General features: G+C 62.3%; 19 protein-coding genes. 9 read left to right on the top strand and 10 right to left on the bottom strand.

Annotated elements, in window-relative coordinates; all coding sequences use genetic code 11:
• Complete coding sequence (locus GGQ67_RS11050) at positions 1-462, bottom strand: OsmC family protein (RefSeq protein ID WP_183900218.1); 462 nt, start codon at positions 460-462, stop codon at positions 1-3.
• A gap of 326 nt (positions 463-788) precedes the next feature.
• Between GGQ67_RS11050 and GGQ67_RS11045 the strand changes: the two genes are divergently transcribed.
• Together GGQ67_RS11045 and GGQ67_RS11040 are read left to right on the top strand one after the other, a co-directional pair.
• Positions 789-1,958: an AI-2E family transporter gene (locus tag GGQ67_RS11045; RefSeq protein ID WP_183900333.1), complete on the top strand. Its 1,170-nt coding sequence runs from the start codon at positions 789-791 to the stop codon at positions 1,956-1,958.
• Positions 1,959-2,075: 117 nt separating this feature from the next.
• On the top strand, positions 2,076-2,486 hold the full coding sequence (locus GGQ67_RS11040) for a hypothetical protein (protein ID WP_183900217.1): 411 nt from the start codon (positions 2,076-2,078) through the stop codon (positions 2,484-2,486).
• 5 nt (positions 2,487-2,491) lie between these two features.
• Here the strand turns inward: GGQ67_RS11040 and GGQ67_RS11035 are convergent, their stop codons facing one another.
• The 3 genes from GGQ67_RS11035 to GGQ67_RS11025 form a co-directional block, all read right to left on the bottom strand.
• Entirely contained in the window at positions 2,492-3,631 is a 1,140-nt protein-coding gene (locus GGQ67_RS11035; protein WP_183900216.1) for a DUF2336 domain-containing protein, read from the bottom strand.
• 123 nt (positions 3,632-3,754) lie between these two features.
• Positions 3,755-4,357, bottom strand: a complete 603-nt coding sequence (locus GGQ67_RS11030; protein ID WP_183900215.1) for a flavin reductase family protein — start codon at positions 4,355-4,357, stop codon at positions 3,755-3,757.
• On the bottom strand, positions 4,357-4,941 hold the full coding sequence (locus tag GGQ67_RS11025) for a nitroreductase family protein (RefSeq protein ID WP_183900214.1): 585 nt from the start codon (positions 4,939-4,941) through the stop codon (positions 4,357-4,359). The genes GGQ67_RS11030 and GGQ67_RS11025 overlap by 1 nt, the downstream gene beginning before the upstream one ends.
• Before the next feature lie 113 nt (positions 4,942-5,054).
• Here GGQ67_RS11025 and GGQ67_RS11020 point away from each other — a divergent pair, with 113 nt between their 5' ends.
• A complete protein-coding gene (locus GGQ67_RS11020; protein WP_183900213.1) occupies positions 5,055-6,149 on the top strand; it encodes a hypothetical protein in 1,095 nt (364 codons plus the stop codon).
• Positions 6,150-6,232: 83 nt separating this feature from the next.
• Here GGQ67_RS11020 and thrS read toward each other — a convergent pair whose 3' ends face one another.
• The 4 genes from thrS to GGQ67_RS11000 form a co-directional block, all read right to left on the bottom strand.
• Entirely contained in the window at positions 6,233-8,239 is a 2,007-nt protein-coding gene (gene thrS / locus GGQ67_RS11015; RefSeq protein ID WP_183900212.1) for a threonine--tRNA ligase, read from the bottom strand.
• A gap of 122 nt (positions 8,240-8,361) precedes the next feature.
• Positions 8,362-8,886, bottom strand: a complete 525-nt coding sequence (locus GGQ67_RS11010) for a DUF1697 domain-containing protein (protein ID WP_425503776.1) — start codon at positions 8,884-8,886, stop codon at positions 8,362-8,364.
• Positions 8,886-9,287 (bottom strand): membrane protein insertion efficiency factor YidD, encoded by a 402-nt coding sequence (gene yidD, locus GGQ67_RS11005; protein ID WP_183900210.1) that lies wholly within the window; start codon positions 9,285-9,287, stop codon positions 8,886-8,888. Before yidD ends, GGQ67_RS11010 begins: the two co-directional genes overlap by 1 nt.
• Positions 9,288-9,290: 3 nt before the next feature.
• Positions 9,291-9,734, bottom strand: a complete 444-nt coding sequence (locus GGQ67_RS11000) for an iron-sulfur cluster assembly scaffold protein (protein ID WP_183900209.1) — start codon at positions 9,732-9,734, stop codon at positions 9,291-9,293.
• 303 nt (positions 9,735-10,037) lie between these two features.
• On the opposite strand from GGQ67_RS11000, the gene folE reads away from it, so the two are divergent.
• The 3 genes from folE (at position 10,038) to GGQ67_RS10985 (ending at position 12,207) form a co-directional block, all read left to right on the top strand.
• The gene (folE, locus tag GGQ67_RS10995) at positions 10,038-10,652 is read left to right on the top strand and encodes a GTP cyclohydrolase I FolE (protein WP_183900208.1); all 615 of its coding nucleotides are present in this window, start codon (positions 10,038-10,040) and stop codon (positions 10,650-10,652) included.
• 24 nt (positions 10,653-10,676) lie between these two features.
• Positions 10,677-11,135, top strand: coding sequence for a phosphoribosyl-AMP cyclohydrolase (gene hisI / locus GGQ67_RS10990; RefSeq protein WP_183900207.1), 459 nt, complete (start codon positions 10,677-10,679; stop codon positions 11,133-11,135).
• A 109-nt stretch (positions 11,136-11,244) separates the two neighbouring features.
• Positions 11,245-12,207: a patatin-like phospholipase family protein gene (locus GGQ67_RS10985; RefSeq protein WP_183900206.1), complete on the top strand. Its 963-nt coding sequence runs from the start codon at positions 11,245-11,247 to the stop codon at positions 12,205-12,207.
• A 20-nt stretch (positions 12,208-12,227) separates the two neighbouring features.
• On the opposite strand, the gene GGQ67_RS10980 is transcribed toward GGQ67_RS10985, so the two are convergent.
• Both GGQ67_RS10980 and GGQ67_RS10975 read right to left on the bottom strand, forming a co-directional pair.
• Positions 12,228-12,662, bottom strand: coding sequence for a CBS domain-containing protein (locus GGQ67_RS10980; RefSeq protein WP_183900205.1), 435 nt, complete (start codon positions 12,660-12,662; stop codon positions 12,228-12,230).
• A gap of 102 nt (positions 12,663-12,764) precedes the next feature.
• Entirely contained in the window at positions 12,765-13,532 is a 768-nt protein-coding gene (locus GGQ67_RS10975) for a rhomboid family intramembrane serine protease (protein ID WP_183900204.1), read from the bottom strand.
• 303 nt (positions 13,533-13,835) lie between these two features.
• On the opposite strand from GGQ67_RS10975, the gene GGQ67_RS10970 reads away from it, so the two are divergent.
• From GGQ67_RS10970 to pip, 3 genes are all read left to right on the top strand, one after another.
• Complete coding sequence (locus GGQ67_RS10970) at positions 13,836-14,477, top strand: PAS domain-containing protein (protein WP_246400162.1); 642 nt, start codon at positions 13,836-13,838, stop codon at positions 14,475-14,477.
• A gap of 88 nt (positions 14,478-14,565) precedes the next feature.
• Entirely contained in the window at positions 14,566-15,177 is a 612-nt protein-coding gene (locus GGQ67_RS10965; RefSeq protein WP_183900202.1) for a PilZ domain-containing protein, read from the top strand.
• Between the two features lie 60 nt (positions 15,178-15,237).
• The gene (gene pip / locus GGQ67_RS10960) at positions 15,238-16,206 is read left to right on the top strand and encodes a prolyl aminopeptidase (protein ID WP_183900201.1); all 969 of its coding nucleotides are present in this window, start codon (positions 15,238-15,240) and stop codon (positions 16,204-16,206) included.
• Positions 16,207-16,260 lie beyond the last annotated feature (54 nt).

The raw sequence follows: 16,260 nt of genomic DNA, 5'->3' as shown, positions 1-16,260 counted from the left end.
TCAGGCTCGGTCGAGCCTGATTTCGATCACGGTCTTCACCGAATTGGCGAGGAAGCAGAGCTCGTGCGCCTGATGGTGCATCGCTGCCTCGACCTCCCGCGTTGGAATCTCATCGGCATAGACGACCTTCGGACGCAGTTCGACACGGCTGACCATCATTCGTCCGTCGACCTTCTCCATCACGCCGAGCGCATCATCGACATAGCTGTCGATGCCGATGCGCTTTTTCGATGCGATCCAAAGATAGAACAGCATGTGGCAGCTGGAGAGTGCCGCCACATAGGCTTCCTCCGGATCGACATTCTCCGCCACCGCATAGGGCAAAGGCACATTGTGAGGAGACGCGGAAGCCGGCACCGTGATGCCACCGTCGAAGGACCAGCTGTGGCCGCGGCTGTAGCGCCCGTCGATAAAGTTGTCCTCACCGCGCTGCCACGCCACCTGTGCCGAAAACGTCGTCATGCCTCTTCTCCTTCTTGGGTCGCAGCGCCGCCACTATCAGCTCCAGGCATACTTGTCTCGGCTTTCGCTCCGGCGCTCGGCGCGCACACGAGATCACGATGTCGTCAGCATTCGGCGCTCGCCCTGTATGAAAACCATATCGAAGGAATTCTGTCTTAATGATTGCGCGATGTGAGATTATGAGGTCTGCGGGACGACCGATCGACGGACGACGGGGGCGTTGTCCGGCATAAATCGGCGATGGAGCTTGCGTGCAGAGGACGCATGGCCCATATCGGTAGGTGAAATAGGGGGAAAAGGACGACGTGAGCCTTCCAAACAACAACATGCAGCGTGAGTCGAGATGGATTGGCCCATCGTCTCACGCACGTACGCCGCTCATTCCTTCGATTTCCGCGGCGCGCTGGCTTTTGATGCTTGTCGTGGCCGCGGGCGTTTATTTTTTCTACGGCTTCCTCGTGCCGGTGCTGGCCGCTCTGGTCATCGGATTTGCAAGCTGGCCGCTCTATCGCAAGCTGCTGCAGAAGGTCGGCGGCAACACGACGATCGCCGCAACCATCGCGCTGATACTGATCATCACCTTTCTCATCACGCCGATCGTGCTTGCCGTCACCTACACGACGGGCGAAGTGCGCGAATGGGTCGCCTGGCTGATCCACGCGAACCGCGCCGGCGCGCCCACGCCCACATGGATCGCCGCACTTCCGTTCGTCGGTCCGAACCTCGACGAGATGTGGGTCAAGTATATCGGCACGCCGGGCGCCATGGGCGAACTGATCCAGGCGGTCAGCGGCGCCCATATCGCCAACATCTACCGCGCCGTGCTCGCGGCCGGCGGCGGTGCCTTCCATCTGCTTCTGACGCTGCTGTTCATGCTGATCGCGCTGTTCTTCGTCTATCGTGACGGCGCGGCGTTCTCGCGCCAGATCGACATGCTAGGCGAGCGTATCCTGCCCAACCGCTGGGAGCGAATTTCGCGCGTGGTCCCGGCCACGATCAGCTCGACCGTCATGGGCATGACGCTGATCGCCATTGGCGAAGGCATCGTGCTCGGCGTCGCCTATTGGATGGCCGGCGTGCCCTCGCCCGTGACGCTCGGCGTCATCACCGGCATCATGGCATTGATCCCCGGCGGCGCGCCGCTGTCGTTCACGCTGGTCTCGATCTACCTTGTTGCCAGCGGCTCGCCCCTGGCCGGCGTCGTCCTGTTCGTCTGGGGTACCGTCGAACTCTTCATCGTCGACAAGACACTGCGCCCCAAACTGGTCGGCGGCCCGATCAAGCTCCCCTTCCTGCCAACCTTCTTCGGACTGATCGGCGGCGTGAAGACGTTGGGCTTCCTCGGGGTGTTCATCGGCCCGGTGCTGATGGCGCTTCTGGTGGCGATCTGGCGCGAATGGATGCACGAGGTCCGCACGGCCGAAAAGCCGGATATCGGCCCTCAGGTGCTGATCGACGAACAGGCGCCGCCGCCGCCCCGGGTCGCCGAAGGCTGATCGGGGCGCCGCCTTTCCGGATAGCAGACATTGTTCCGCATGGATGCCGGAAAGCGGCCTTCATTTGGCTGAAATTGCTGCGTCTAAGGGGAGCGGTTCAATATCGAAAGCGCCCCCATGCAAGCCGTCCTCATCGCCATGACCATCCTCGGATGCAACGACGCGGTCACACAGTGTAACTACGTTGCGACGGTCGAGAAGCGCTGGGAAACGGTGGCGATGTGCGACGGCGATTCCGAGCGGCAATTGACGCGTTATTCCAACATCAAATACCCGACGGTCATCGCCGTCTGCGAGCCCCCGCGGCCGCCGGAACCGAGTGTCGTCGCCGCAGCGCCTGCGCCCGTGCCCGCCGTGGTTGAGGAAAGGCCGCAGACCGGGATTTCCGGTCTGGGGTCCAGAATGGCGGCAGAGGTACGCGCATACCTGCCCTCCGGCCATTCGATGAAATCCGCGCTCGCAACGCCCGTGCATTTCGTATCAGGAAGCTATTCCTGGGTCATCAGGCGCTTGAGCAATCAGAGCTAGACTAGCTAGGCCGCGGCCAGCGCCGTCATATGGGCATATCCGCGCGCGGACTGTCGCTGCTCGGCGACATGCAGCTTCTCGACCATCTCCAGCAACTCCTGCACGGCGCCATGGGTGGCGTTGCGGCCTCGGAAGCTCTGCAGCAGCCGGCCGCAGACATTGGCAAGCATGGTGCCCGATGTGGATTTCGACGCCTCGCGCCACAGCAAGGTGGCTTCGACGAAGATCACGCTGATGTCGCGGGCGAGACCGGCCGTCTCGTAAAGCGCGCGCACGGCGTGCATGCGGCCGGTCGCCAGGATCGAGCGCACCCGCCGCTCGTCGCAGCCGGTCAGATTGACGATGGCGCCGGCGAAGAACTCGACCTTGCCGGAGCACAGCGCGTGCATGAGGAAAGACGGTGTGAGGCGTCCGCTGACACGCAGATGCTCGACCAGGTCGGCGACCTCGCCCGGCGTGATCTCGCCGGCAAGGGCGACGATCGCGGCTTCGGTCGCCTCGCGGGCAACACGCTGAAGACGGCCGGCGCCGATCGCCGCCTGCGCCAGCGGCAGATTGATCAGGGCGTCGCTCACATGCTGCGTCAGCAACTGGCGGGCATCGGCCGGCAGGTCGGGGCGGTCGAGCAGGAGGTTGCGCACCTCGCAGTCGTCGCCCAGCCGCTCGGCAATGCGCTTCAGAGCCTGCGGCGCGATCTCGGCGCCTTCGTTCTCGAGCAGACACAGAACATCTTCCTCGCCGCCGATTTCGGCCAGGGCGGCGGAAACCGAACGCGATATGCTGGAGCGGGCAGCAATCAGCATGCGGGTGACGGCGCTGCCGCGCGCGGCAAGATCGACGAGGTCCGTGTCCGATAGAAGCGGTGAGCAGGTGATGGCATGGCAGGCGATCTCCGCCTGGTCACCGGCCAGGGACAAGACGATGGCACGCGGCGCATCCGGCGACCACGCGATGGCTTCCGCCATGGCGAGCCGAACCTTCGGCGACGGGTCGTCGAGCAGGAAGGTCATGGCCATTTCCGCGGCCTTGCGCTCTTCCCGCGACATTTCCGACTGCAGGTAGGCGCGGCCGAGCGCGCTTGCCGCCCTCGCCCGGTCTCCGGTCTTGGCAGTCTCAACCCAACGAAGAAATGCCTCTACGATCACTGCGAACCCCGATCCTCAAGTGCGATTCTCTCACACCCCAAGTGTTGAGGATGACGGTAGCGGCAAAAAGTTTATGATTGGTTCACCATATACTTTAACCCTTCTTCAGGGCCGCGGGGCTTTTCAGGCCTTGGGCCGGAAGAGCTCGAATACATCGCTGCTCTCGCTGTAATCCATGTAGCCCAGACGGGCGACGGGTCTCGCCAGACCCATGTCGATACGGCCGTCGCGCAGGATCGCTTCATCGATATGGATACCGACGACCTGCCCGAAGATCATGACGCTGTCCGACGGCTCGCCGCTGAGTGACTTTGGCTCGATGATCTCGGTTACCTTGCATTCGAGGACCGCGAAAGCTTCGGCCACATAGGGAGCATCGACGAGCTCCCCCTTCTTCGGCGTCAGTCCGGCCAATGCGAACTCGTCGACGTCATAGGCGACGGCGGCCGAGGACATGTTCATCTTGTCGATCAGGTTGCGGCTGACGAAGTTGCAGGTGAATTCGCCGGTTTCGCTGGCGTTTCGATAGCTGTCCTTGCGACCGCTCGACGAGAACATGACCAGCTTCGGACGGTCCGATATGGCGTTGAAGAACGAATACGGCGCCAGGTTGAGCATGCCGTCCCCGCCCTTGCTGCCGATCCAGCCGATCGGCCTTGGCGACACGATCGCCTTGAAGGGATCGTGCGCGAGGCCATGCCGGTTCTGATCCGTCGCGTAGAACATCAACCTTCCCCGCCGACCCAGGTGACCGTCTCGGAAAGCTCGGGGCGCGGGCGCTCGATGGGCGGGAACGTCGTCGAGCCCATGTGGATGAAGCCGGCGACCTTCTCGCCGGGCTCGACGCCCAGCAGCGGATAGGCGCGTTCGTCATAGGCGAACCACTCGGTCAGCCAGTTGGCGACCCAGCCATGGGCATTGGCCGCGAAGATCATGTTGAGGCAGACGGCGCCGGCCGACATCAGCTGCTCCCATTCCGGGATCTTGACGTGCGGGCCGGCCTTGCTGACGACCGCGACGACGACGGGCGCGCGCGTGAAGCGGCTGCGCTCCACCTGGATCATCTCCTCGGACAGATCGGGCTTCTTTTCCAGGGCAAGCTTCAGAAGCTCCTCGCCGATGCGGGTCCGTTCCTCGCCGCGATAGACGATGAAGCGCCAGGGCGCCAGCTTGCCGTGATCCGGCACACGCGAGGCAAGGCGCAGGATCTCCTCGATCTCGGGCTTTTCGGGGCCCGGCTCGGACATCTGGAAGGCGGGGATGGAGCGGCGGACGCCGAGATAGTCGATCAGCTTGATATCGGATCTCATGGACAAGAAACTCTCATTTTCATTGCGGTATCGGCGATGGGTCTTGAATTTGCCATCGGGTTGGTCTTGAAGTGGCCTCTGTCATTTCAGTTGTCAATTGGTTCGCAAAACACATGCTCGGCATTTTGCCATACGCCCGCTGGAGTGTTGCCGCCGCTCTCCTTGCCTTGATGCCCGTCGCCGTCGGCGCGCAGGACGCCTTCAAGGAGTTCAAGCAGCTCGACACGACCGCGAAGATGCCCAAGCTCAATGCCTTCATCGCGCCCGGCGGGGCGCCGCAGGGCACGCAGCTGCGTCCGGTCGCGCTCGAGGCAAAGCTCACGGCGTCCGGCGATGCCGTCAAGGACGGCCTCTCCTGGTATGTGTTCAGCCCTGTTGCCGGGAGCGATGGCAAGCTGCCGCTGATCGCCAGTTCCCAGGGCGGTTCGGCCGACTTCCAGCTGGCGCCGGGCGACTATTTCGTCAACGTGTCGTTCGGCCGTGCCGGCGTGACACGCAAGCTTTCGGTTCCAGAGGACGGCGCGCTTGAAAAGCAGACCATGGTTCTTGAGGCCGGCGGCCTGCTGCTCAACGCTGTCTCCGGATCGGATGTGAAGATCCGGCCCGATCAGCTGAGCTTCTCGATCTATTCCGGCGATGTACGCGAGGATGGCGAGCGTGGTCTCGTGATGGCTGATGTGCCGCCGAATACGGTGGTAAGGCTCAACGCCGGCACCTATCATGTCGTTTCCGAGTATGGCGAGACCAACGCATCGGTGCGTGCCGACATCCAGGTGGAAGCGGGCAAGCTCACGGAAGCGACGATCCAGCACAAGGCGGCGCAGATCACCTTCAAACTCGTCTCCGACAAGGGCGGCGAAGCGATCGCGGATACCGCCTGGTCGATCCTGACGGCCGCCGGCGACGCCGTTGGCGAAAGCGTCAGCGCCTTTCCGACCATGGTACTTGCCGAGGGCGAATACTCCGCCGTCGCGCGCAACAAGGACAAGATCTATCAGCGCGAATTCAAGGTCGCGGCCGGCAAGAACATGGACGTCGAAGTTCTCATGAAGGACGTGCAGCCGGACCAGGGACCGGCGGCGACGACATTGCAGCAGCTGCCGCCGGAGCAGCAAAACGAAACGGAACAGCCGCATAACTCGCAAGCGATGCCGTCGTTCGAACAGCTCCAGAGCGGTACGGCGGACAGTGGCGTCGATTCCGACTGAGGCAATCGATATCCTCATCAATGCAAAGCGCCCGGCCATTGCGGACCGGGCGTTTTCGTTTTCAGTAGGAGATCAGAAAAGCCTCAGGCGGCCTTCGCCTTCCTGGCAGCAGCCTTGCGCAGCACATCCGGCGGCGTCGCCTCGTGCGTCAAAGCAGCGATCGCGTCGTCAAGCGACATCGAGCTCTGCTCCTGGCTGCCGAGACGGCGGATGTTGACCGTGCGCTCTTCGGCTTCCTTCTTGCCGCAAACGATGATGACGGGCACCTTGGTGACCGAGTGTTCGCGGACCTTGTAGTTGATCTTCTCGTTGCGGAAGTCGGTCTCGACATGAAGGCCTGCCTCGCGCAGCGCCTCGGCAACTTCCTCGCCGTATGCGTCGGCTTCCGACGTGATCGTCGCGACCACGATCTGCAGCGGCGACATCCACAGCGGCAGGTGTCCGGCGAAGTTCTCGATCAGGATACCGAGGAAGCGCTCCATCGAGCCGCAGATGGCGCGGTGGATCATCACCGGCTGCGTCTTTTCGGAGTTGCTGTCGATATAGAAGGCGCCGAAGCGTTCCGGCAGGTTGAAGTCGACCTGCGTGGTGCCGCACTGCCATTCACGGCCGATGGCGTCCTTCAGCGTATATTCGAACTTCGGACCGTAGAACGCGCCCTCGCCCGGCAGGATGCCGGTCTTGATGCGGCCTTCGGACTGTTCCTCGATGGTCTTCAGTACCTCGGTCATCACGGCTTCGGCGCGGTCCCAGAGAGCGTCGGATCCCACGCGCTTTTCGGGACGGGTCGAGAGCTTGACGACGATTTCCTTGAAGCCGAAGTCTTCATAGACCGACAGGATGAGATCGTTGATGCGCAGGCATTCGGCCGCCATCTGCTCTTCCGTGCAGAAGACGTGCGCGTCGTCCTGGGTGAAGCCGCGAACACGCATCAGGCCATGGAGCGCGCCGGAGGCCTCGTAGCGGTGCACCGTGCCGAACTCGGCCAGACGGATCGGCAGCTCGCGATAGGACTTCAGGCCATGCTTGAAGATCTGCACGTGACCTGGGCAGTTCATCGGCTTCAGCGCGAAGACGCGGTTGTCGGCCTCTTTGTCCTCCGGATGCGTGAAGGCATAGGCCGACTTCACCGCGAACATGTTTTCCTGATACCAGCCCCAGTGACCGGAGGTCTCCCAGAGCGAGGCGTCGAGCACCTGCGGGGCGTTGACCTCTTCATAGGTGCCGGCGAGGCGGCGACGCATGTAGGAGGTCAGCGCCTGGAACATCCGCCAGCCCTTGCCGTGCCAGAAGACGACGCCGGGGCCCTCTTCCTGGAAATGGAACAGGTCCATCTCGCGCCCCAGCTTGCGGTGATCGCGCTTTTCGGCTTCCGCCAGCATGTGCAGGTAGTTGTCGAGATCCGCCTGCTCGGCCCAAGCCGTACCGTAGATGCGCGAGAGCATGGCGTTGTTGCTGTCGCCACGCCAGTAGGCGCCGGCAACCTTCATCAGCTTGAAGGCCGTGCCGACCTGGCCGGTGGAGGCCATGTGCGGCCCGCGGCAGAGGTCGAACCATTCGCCCTGATTGTAGATCTTCAGGTCCTGCCCTTCCGGGATCGCATCGACGAGCTCGACCTTGTAGCTCTCGCCCTTGGCGGCGAAGACTTCCCTGGCCTTCTCGCGCGACCAGATCTGCTTGGTGAAGGCAGCGTTGCGCGAAATGATCTCCTTCATCTTCTTTTCGATCTTAGGAAGATCGTCGAGCGTGAAGGGGTCGTTCTTGGCGAAATCGTAATAGAAGCCGTTCTCGATCACCGGACCGATCGTGACCTGCGTGCCGGGCCACAGCTCCTGCACGGCTTCGGCCATGACGTGGGCCGCGTCGTGGCGGATGAGCTCGAGCGCGCGGGGATCGGTGCGGGTGATGATTTCGATCGCGCCGTCGGCGACGGGATCGGAAAGGTCGCGCACGGTGCCGTCGATCGCGATGGCGACAGCCTTCTTGGCAAGCGACTTGGAAATGGATTCAGCGACATCCTTGCCGGTTGCGCCAGCATCGTAGCTGCGCACGGAACCATCGGGGAATGTCAGGGAAACGGATTGGGACATTTTAGACTTCTCCTTGTCCAGTCCCGCCAACGAATGCGGGTGGTTGCAATGATGCGTTTCGGATCATGAATACGCCGCCGCCTGATACCGGGATTTGCCGTCGCAGTAAAGGAAAAGACGGGTTAGCCGACCATTTCGGCGAGCCCGCGAACGGTGTTCCAGTTGCGCAGCGTGCCGACGCCCATGCGCTTCGTCGTGAGCGCCGACAGCAGTTTCCATTCGCTGGGCTTGCCGGCAAAATCGATCCAGAGATCGCCGCCGATCACGGCAAGGCGCTGGTTCGGCTGCGCATGCGGCCGTAACCTGTCGAGAACCGCGTGGTCGAGCGGCTTTCGCATGACGCGCAGGATCACCTGACTGCCATCGCCGTCGGGAAACGGGTTGGTGGCGGCGATCTTGCGCCAATCCTCTCCCGTTCGAACAAGGATATCGACCGGCTTGCCGAAGCGCGCTTTGAACGCCTGCTCCAGCCGCAGCTCGATATCACCGATCGGTGACGGCTGCGTTTCGAAGACGATATTGCCCGTCGAGACCAGTGTGCGCGGATTTCGATAACCGAGCGACGAGGTCATGTCTCGCAGATCAGACATGACGACCCTGCGGCCCGGCGCCAGAACGATGCTATGCAGGAGCGCGACGCAGGTTATCACGCCGGCTTGCGGCCGAGCGCCAGATAACGCCACGGCGTCCACCAATGGAAACGCGAACCGAGCGTTTCCGGAACGCGGTCGAGCCCGCTGGTGCCGCCGGGGCCGCAACGGCCGACGCGAAACAGCGTCATCCATCCGCCGCTCCACAGACCATGACGCGCAATGGCCTCGTAGCCGTATTCCGAGCATGTCGGGATATGGCGGCAGGAATTGCCGATGAAGCCGGACAGCGTCAGCTGGTAGAGCCGGATAAAGCCCATTCCGAACAACCGGTCAGGTGTCTTGCGGAAGGGTCCGGTGTAATTGCGCGACTGCACAATCGGCCTTGCCTGGGTCGGCGCGGCGCTGCCGCCTTCATCCTCGTCGTCGTGATCGTTCGGCAAGCAGAACTGGCACATGGTTCAAGCCTCCACCGTTTCGCGCTTGGCCTCGACCTGTCCGATCGCGTCGACCACGGCGTCGAAGGTCAGCATGGTGGAAGCGTGACGGGCCTTGTAGTCGCGGACGGGCCTCAGATAGCGCATCTCCTCGAAGCGCCCGGAGGGGCCCTCGCCCTCCTCTTTCAGCATGGCGAGCATGTCCGCGCGTGCCTGGCGCAGCTCCTGCGCCGTCGCGCCGACGACATGGCGGGCCATGATCGAGGACGAGGCCTGGCCGAGCGCGCAGGCCTTGACGTCATGGGCGAAGGCCGAAACCGTATCGCCATCCATCTTCAGCCAAATCCTGACCTTCGAGCCGCAGAGCTTGGAGTGCGCCTGGGCGCTGGCATCGGCGTCCTCAAGAGTGCCGATCAGCGGTATATTGCCGGCGAATTCGAGAATTTTGCTGTTGTATATGTCGTCCATCGGGTATTCCGCTCCATATTTCATGCGGATAGGCGGCTGATCGTTTATTGTAGCACAAACAAAAACACACCGTGTCGCGCTGGAAGACTTACATAGCGATGCCATTTTCCTATATGTATGTCGTTCGAAGGCCATCGAAATGCAATGGCCTCGTGTAAGTTTGAATGGGAAACCGTGCCGGACGGGCCTCAGATTTTCGCCCTGAAAGCCCCGGAGCCTGCCAAAGGTGCACTATTCCCGAGTGGGATTGCCAGTGGCTAGTCCGAAATACGGTCCGCCTTGCGGATCAGGAGACAGTTGCAGATGGACGCCATCGTAAAGAACTTTCCGCAGACCACGCCAGAATCCAATCGCCCAACCCAGAAGGAAGCCGAAGAGGCGGTGCGCACGCTGCTCCGCTGGGCCGGCGACGACCCTTCGCGCGAGGGACTGCTGGATACGCCGGCGCGTGTCGCGAAAGCCTATCGCGAGCTCTTCGCCGGCTACGAGATGGATGCCGAAGAGGTGCTTGGCCGGACCTTCGAGGAGGTCGCCGGTTACGACGACATGGTTCTGGTGAAGGATATTCCGTTCTTTTCGCACTGCGAACATCACATGGTTCCGATCATCGGCAAGGCGCACGTGGCCTACATGCCCGACGGCAAGGTCCTCGGTCTGTCGAAGATCGCGCGCGTCGTCGAAATCTACGGCCGCCGCCTGCAAACGCAGGAAACCATGACCGCCCAGATCGCCCGTTCGATCGACGAAACGCTTGCCCCGCGCGGCGTCGCGGTGATGATCGAGGCCGAACATATGTGCATGGCGATGCGCGGCGTTCAGAAACAGGGCTCGACCACATTGACGACAACCTTCACCGGCACATTTAAAACTGAGCCGGCTGACCAAGCCCGATTCATATCCATGGTGCGGAGCCGCTGACCGGCTTCATTTCAGAAAGCCGCGATGATGCCATTTGCCTTCAATGCGCCGTCCGAAGACAAGTCCGAGCTCGAGGATGCCGGTGATTTCACGCCGCGGTTCGACGACCGCGGCCTGATCACCGCGATCGTGACCGACGCCCATGACGGCGAATTGCTGATGGTGGCGCATATGAACGCCAAGGCATTGGCGCTGACCATCCAGACCGGCAAGGCCCACTATTTCAGCCGCTCGCGCGGCAAGCTCTGGCTGAAGGGCGAGACTTCGGGCAACATCCAGACGGTGAAGGAAATCCGCACCGACTGCGACCAGGACGCAATTTGGCTAAAGGTCGAAGTTGCGGGCCACGATGCAACCTGCCACACTGGCCGCCGATCCTGCTTCTATCGGACCGTCAGCCTGGAAGACGGCAAGCCGATGCTTGCGATCGCCGACGACGAGCGCCAGTTCGATCCCCACGAAGTCTACGGAAAACAGCCGTAAGGACGGCTAGCCGTCTCTTTTTGGGTCAAGAGAGGCGGCCATATACCAATTCGAAAGGGTGGCGGCGCACTAATATTTGCGTGGGTGTCGTGCCAGGGGGAGGTTTGCCATGGTGAGCTGGAGTTTGATCCGTCAAGGCTCCGAAACCGTCGGTTCCGACGCCGGCATAGCCTCGCCCTCCGATATCAAGCTCCCTGTTCCCGCACAGCAGAAGCCGAAGCTGGCGCTCGCGCTGGGCGGCGGCGCGGCGCGCGGCTGGGCGCATATCGGCGTGCTCAGGGCGCTCGACGAAGCGGGAATTGAGATCGGCATGATCGCCGGCACGTCGATCGGCGCGCTGGTCGGCGGCTGCTATCTTGCCGGCAAGCTCGACGAGCTCGAGAGTTTCGCCCGGTCCTTGACCATGCGCCGGATCGCAAGCCTGCTCGACCTTACGATCGGCGGCAGCGGCCTGTTCGGCGGCATGCGGCTTACCAAACGCATGCAGGAGCATCTGGAAGGGCTGAACGTCGAGGATCTCGACCGGCCGTTCGTCGCGGTCTCAGCCGAGGTCAACAGCGGCCACGAGGTGTGGATCGCCAACGGCTCGCTGATCACGGCGCTCAGGGCCTCCTATGCCCTGCCCGGCATTTTCGAACCCGTGCGCAGCAATCACCGGACGCTGGTCGATGGCGCTCTCGTCAATCCCGTGCCCGTCTCGGTCTGCCGCGCCTACGAGCAGCCGCTGGTCGTCGCCGTCAACCTGAACTACGACATCTATGGCCGCTCGGCCGTGGTTCGCCACAGCGCCAGCCTGACGCCGTCGGAAGTGCAGAAGCAGGAGCACGCGCCTTATGCCAAGCTCGGCATGACCGGGGTCATGGTGCAGGCATTCAACATCATCCAGGATCGCATCGCGCGCGCGCGTCTGGCCGGCGACCCGCCCGACATCTCGCTTCAACCAAGATTGAGCGATATCGGCCTTTCGGAGTTTCACCGCGCCGGCGAAGCCATCGAGCGCGGCTATCAGGAAGCCACGGCGCGGCTTCCCGAGTTGAGGCGCATGCAGGAGCTATTTGCCGGCTCCAGCTGAGCGAGCCGGCGCGCCCTTCGTCAGCCTGCGATATAGGCCTTGATATCCTCGGCTTCACGCTCGACCTCGGCGATGCGGGTCTTGACCACGTCACCGATCGAGATGATGCCGGCCAGCTTGCCGGCGCTTTCGACCGGCACGTGGCGGAAGCGACGGCTGGTCATCAGTTCCATCAACTCGTTGACGGTCGTCGCCTCGTTGCAGCGATAGACCTTCGCCGTCATCACCGATGCCACCGAACTATCAAGACAGGCGGGGCCGGACTTGGCGATCGCGTGGACCACGTCGCGTTCGGTGAAAATCCCCGCGATCTTGTTTTCCATGCCGACGATGACGATGGCGCCGATTTTCTTCTTGCTGAGAATCGCAGCGGCCTCGGAAACGGTGGTGTTCGGGCCGGCGGTGACGACATCCCTGCCCTTGGCATCGAGTATGGCTTTGACTGTATTGGACATTTGAACCTCCTATGTCGAAAGTGAGACACTTCAGCTGATCACAGGCATCCGCGGCGGTCTCTCCTCCCAACGCGGATCAGTTCGAATGGTGCACTTCAACGGTCAGGATTGCAATATATCCGCTTCTTCCGAAACAGATGTAAGTTCGGGCGGCGGGCGATCGAACAGCGAAAACAGCAGGAAGCCGAAGACGAAGCCGCCGATATGGGCTTCCCACGCGATCGGCTGACCGGTGTCACCGATCAGTGGAACGCCGACCGCAATCAGAAGATTGCCGGCGAACCAGAAGAGCATGAACATGACGACGGTACGGCTGCGCAACGCCTCGCCAATCGACAGCCGGGGATTGAGGTGGGCTGGAACCGTCACGCGGCGCTCGGACGGAAAGGCGAAGCGGCAGGCAGCGCCCATCAGCGCGGAGACCACGCCGGACGCGCCGATCAGCACCGCGGCGTCACCCCAGTTCAGCACGGCTTGAAGCGCTGCCGACGCGACCGCGGCAAGCACCCAGAAAACCGTGTAGCGAACCCAGCCGATGCGGCGGGCGACGGGGGCGCCGAACGCCATCAGCCAGAGGCCGTTAAACAGGATGTGCTCGATACTTCCGTGCAGCAGCGAATAGGTGAGCGGCGTCCAGAACAATTGCGGCCCCTGCTCGGACAGAGGCGTGATGTAACGCAGCGGGATGAAGCCGAAATCGAAGAACAGCGCATCGACACCGCTGTCGGAAAGCAGAAGCGTCTGCCCGGCGTAGATCACGGCCAACAGACCGATGGTCGCGACGATGGTGCCGGGAAGATTGAAAACGGGCGTGCGCGGCGGCTTGGCGGCGGGCTCGGTCGACTGATGCGGCTCGTTCGTATCGTCCATTGCATTCCTCGTTCACTTCGCGTGCACTGGCTTACAGGACGACAGGTCAAAAAAAAAGCCGTCCGGCAATCTACCGAACGGCTTGCCGAGCGTCCCCCGAGAATGACCTCGCGCCCGAGCAATTCATGCTGAACTTCCAATACCGGAAGCAATGAAAAGATACTGGCACGGCGGGGCCCGGCAGACAATCGAAACCCTTCCTTAACCTTAACTGGCCGGATCTGGCATGAAATCCGCATGGCATGGGGCGACGTGGCCATGATGGCCGCCGTTTGAACCGAAATGAAACAGATCGGCAGTCCAATGCGCCTCAACACCACTATCCAGATCTTCGACTACTGGAACAAGCTACGCGGCAGCGAGATCGCTCCCCTGCGGACGCAGGTGGAGCCTCGCGACATCAGACATCTTCTTTCAAGCCTCTTCATGCTCGAGACATCCGGCGCCGGCCGCATCACCTTTCGTCTCGCCGGCACGCGGATCTGCGACCTCTTCGGCCACGACCTCGGCGGCAGCTGCCTGTCGGAGCTCTGGGCGCATGGCCATGAGGACATGGAGAAGACCGCCATCGGCGTCATGGAGCATGGTATTCCGGCCCTGTTAAACGCAACCGGATACAGCACCGCCGGCCATCGCGCCGCCTTCGAGATCATTCTTCTGCCCCTGCGCGACGCAGACGGCGAGTGCGGCAAGCTGCTCGGCGCCATCGCGCCGGCCACGACCGCCAGCTGGCTGGAAGTCGTTCCGCTGCAGTTTCTGGCGCTCGACCGCAGCCGGCTGCTGCACGAGCAGCTCTACCCGCTGGCGAACACCACGCAGGGCGCGAACGAACCGCAAGCCGCGACAGGCCGCAGCCGCTCGATCGCCGATACGGTGCGCCGTCTGATGTCGAGCCTGATCGACGATCCCGCGAAACGAGATGCTCCATTTCGGCACTACCGCTGAGCGGTAAAACACACCCTCCTGAACAACCTTCTGTTAATGGATTGCGAGTAAAGCTTGGCGCCAAGCTATTTGTAAAAGAAGCCCTTTAATGCACGCTTTCCAGCAAGCTCAGACGCAAAAAACTGCGCCTCGCCTTGAACAAGGTGCATTCCAGCGCGTGCCCATCAACATGCAGGGCCGCCTTATGCTGGCAAATTACGAGGAATTCGAGTGCCTGGTCATCGATATGTCGCCCGGCGACATGTATGTGACCTGTCAGGGCCGCCCGCGTGTGAACGAGCGCGTCGTCGCCTATATCGATCACCTCGGTCGCGTCGAAGGCTATGTCCAGACGATCGACAATCGCGGCTTCACCATGTCGATCCACGCCACCGAGCGCAAGCGCGAGAAGCTTGCGGCACAGCTGACGTGGCTCGCCAACAAGCATGAACTCGGCCTGCCGGAAGACCGCCGCCACGACCGCCTCATGCCGCGCGAGACCCAGACGGAAATCACGCTCGAGGACGGCACGCAGTATACGTGCCGGATCATGGACCTTTCGCTTTCGGGTGCCGCCGTCGACGTCGAGGTTCGTCCTGCCATCGGCACGCCGCTGCGTCTCGGCAACATGCGCGGCCGCGTGGTGCGCCACTTCGTCGAAGGCGTGGCGATCGAGTTCCTGTCGCTGCAATCCCGCGACACGCTGCGGGAATTTCTCTGATCATCGTCATACCGGCTTCACGAAGCTGATGGATTGAGGCGCCTTTCAGGAGGCGTCCGGATGGCGATTCTTTTTCCCGAGATCGAAGCTTACGACCGCGGCCTTCTCGATGTCGGGGACGGTCACCTCATCCATTGGGAAAGCTATGGCAATCCGCAGGGCCGGCCGGCGCTCCATCTGCATGGCGGGCCGGGTTCCGGCTCCTCGCCCTCGGCGGCACGCTATTTCGACCCTTCGGCCTATCGCATCGTCCTGTTCGACCAGAGGAATTGCGGCCGCAGTCTTCCCGATGCCGCCGACATGGGCACGGATCTTTCCGCCAACACGACCTGGGACCTCATCGAGGATATCGAGAAGCTCCGTCATCACCTTGCGGTGACGGGCTGGGTCCTGTTCGGGACATCCTGGGGATCCACGCTTGCGCTCGCCTACGCGCAGACCCATCCGACCCGCGTCTCGGCAATGGTGCTCGCTGGCGTGACGATCACGCGTCGCCTGGAAATCGACTGGCTGACACAGGGCATGGCAGCACTGTTTCCAGCCGAATGGCATCGGCTCAACGAATCCCTGCCCGGTGACATGAGAGCCAAGGGCGTGATCGAGGGCTATAGGGCATTGCTCAATGCGCCCGATCCCGAGGTGCGCCTCAAGGCGGCTCGGGACTGGCACGATTGGGAGGCGGCCTCCATCCTGCTCGCCAATGCCGACGGCTACCCCCGACGCTGGCGCGATCCGGCATACCTGCTGACCCGCGCCCGGATCGTAACGCATTACTTCAGTCATGCGGCATGGCTCGAGGAAAGTGTACTATTACGGGACGCCGGAAGGCTCGCTTCCATCCCCGGCGTGCTGGTTCAGGGCCGGCTTGACCTCGAAGCGCCCTTGACCACGGCGTGGGAGCTGGCGCGCGCTTGGCCGGGAAGCGAGCTTGTCGTCGTCGAAGATGCCGCCCATTCGCCCGCTCATGACGGCATGGCGAGCGCAATTATCGCTGCGACCGAAAAATTTCTCGAAATTTCTCAAAAATAATTTTTGTCGCAGCACGCGAAAAAGCGGTTCAAAATGCGCCAATCCGCGTGGAAT

Origin of the sequence: Rhizobium metallidurans, from assembly GCF_014196505.1 — a bacterium.
GTDB classification, from domain to species: Bacteria; Pseudomonadota; Alphaproteobacteria; order Rhizobiales; family Rhizobiaceae; genus Rhizobium; species Rhizobium metallidurans.
Note: the sequence above shows the minus strand (reverse complement) of the source record. Positions and strands in the feature narration are given on the sequence as shown.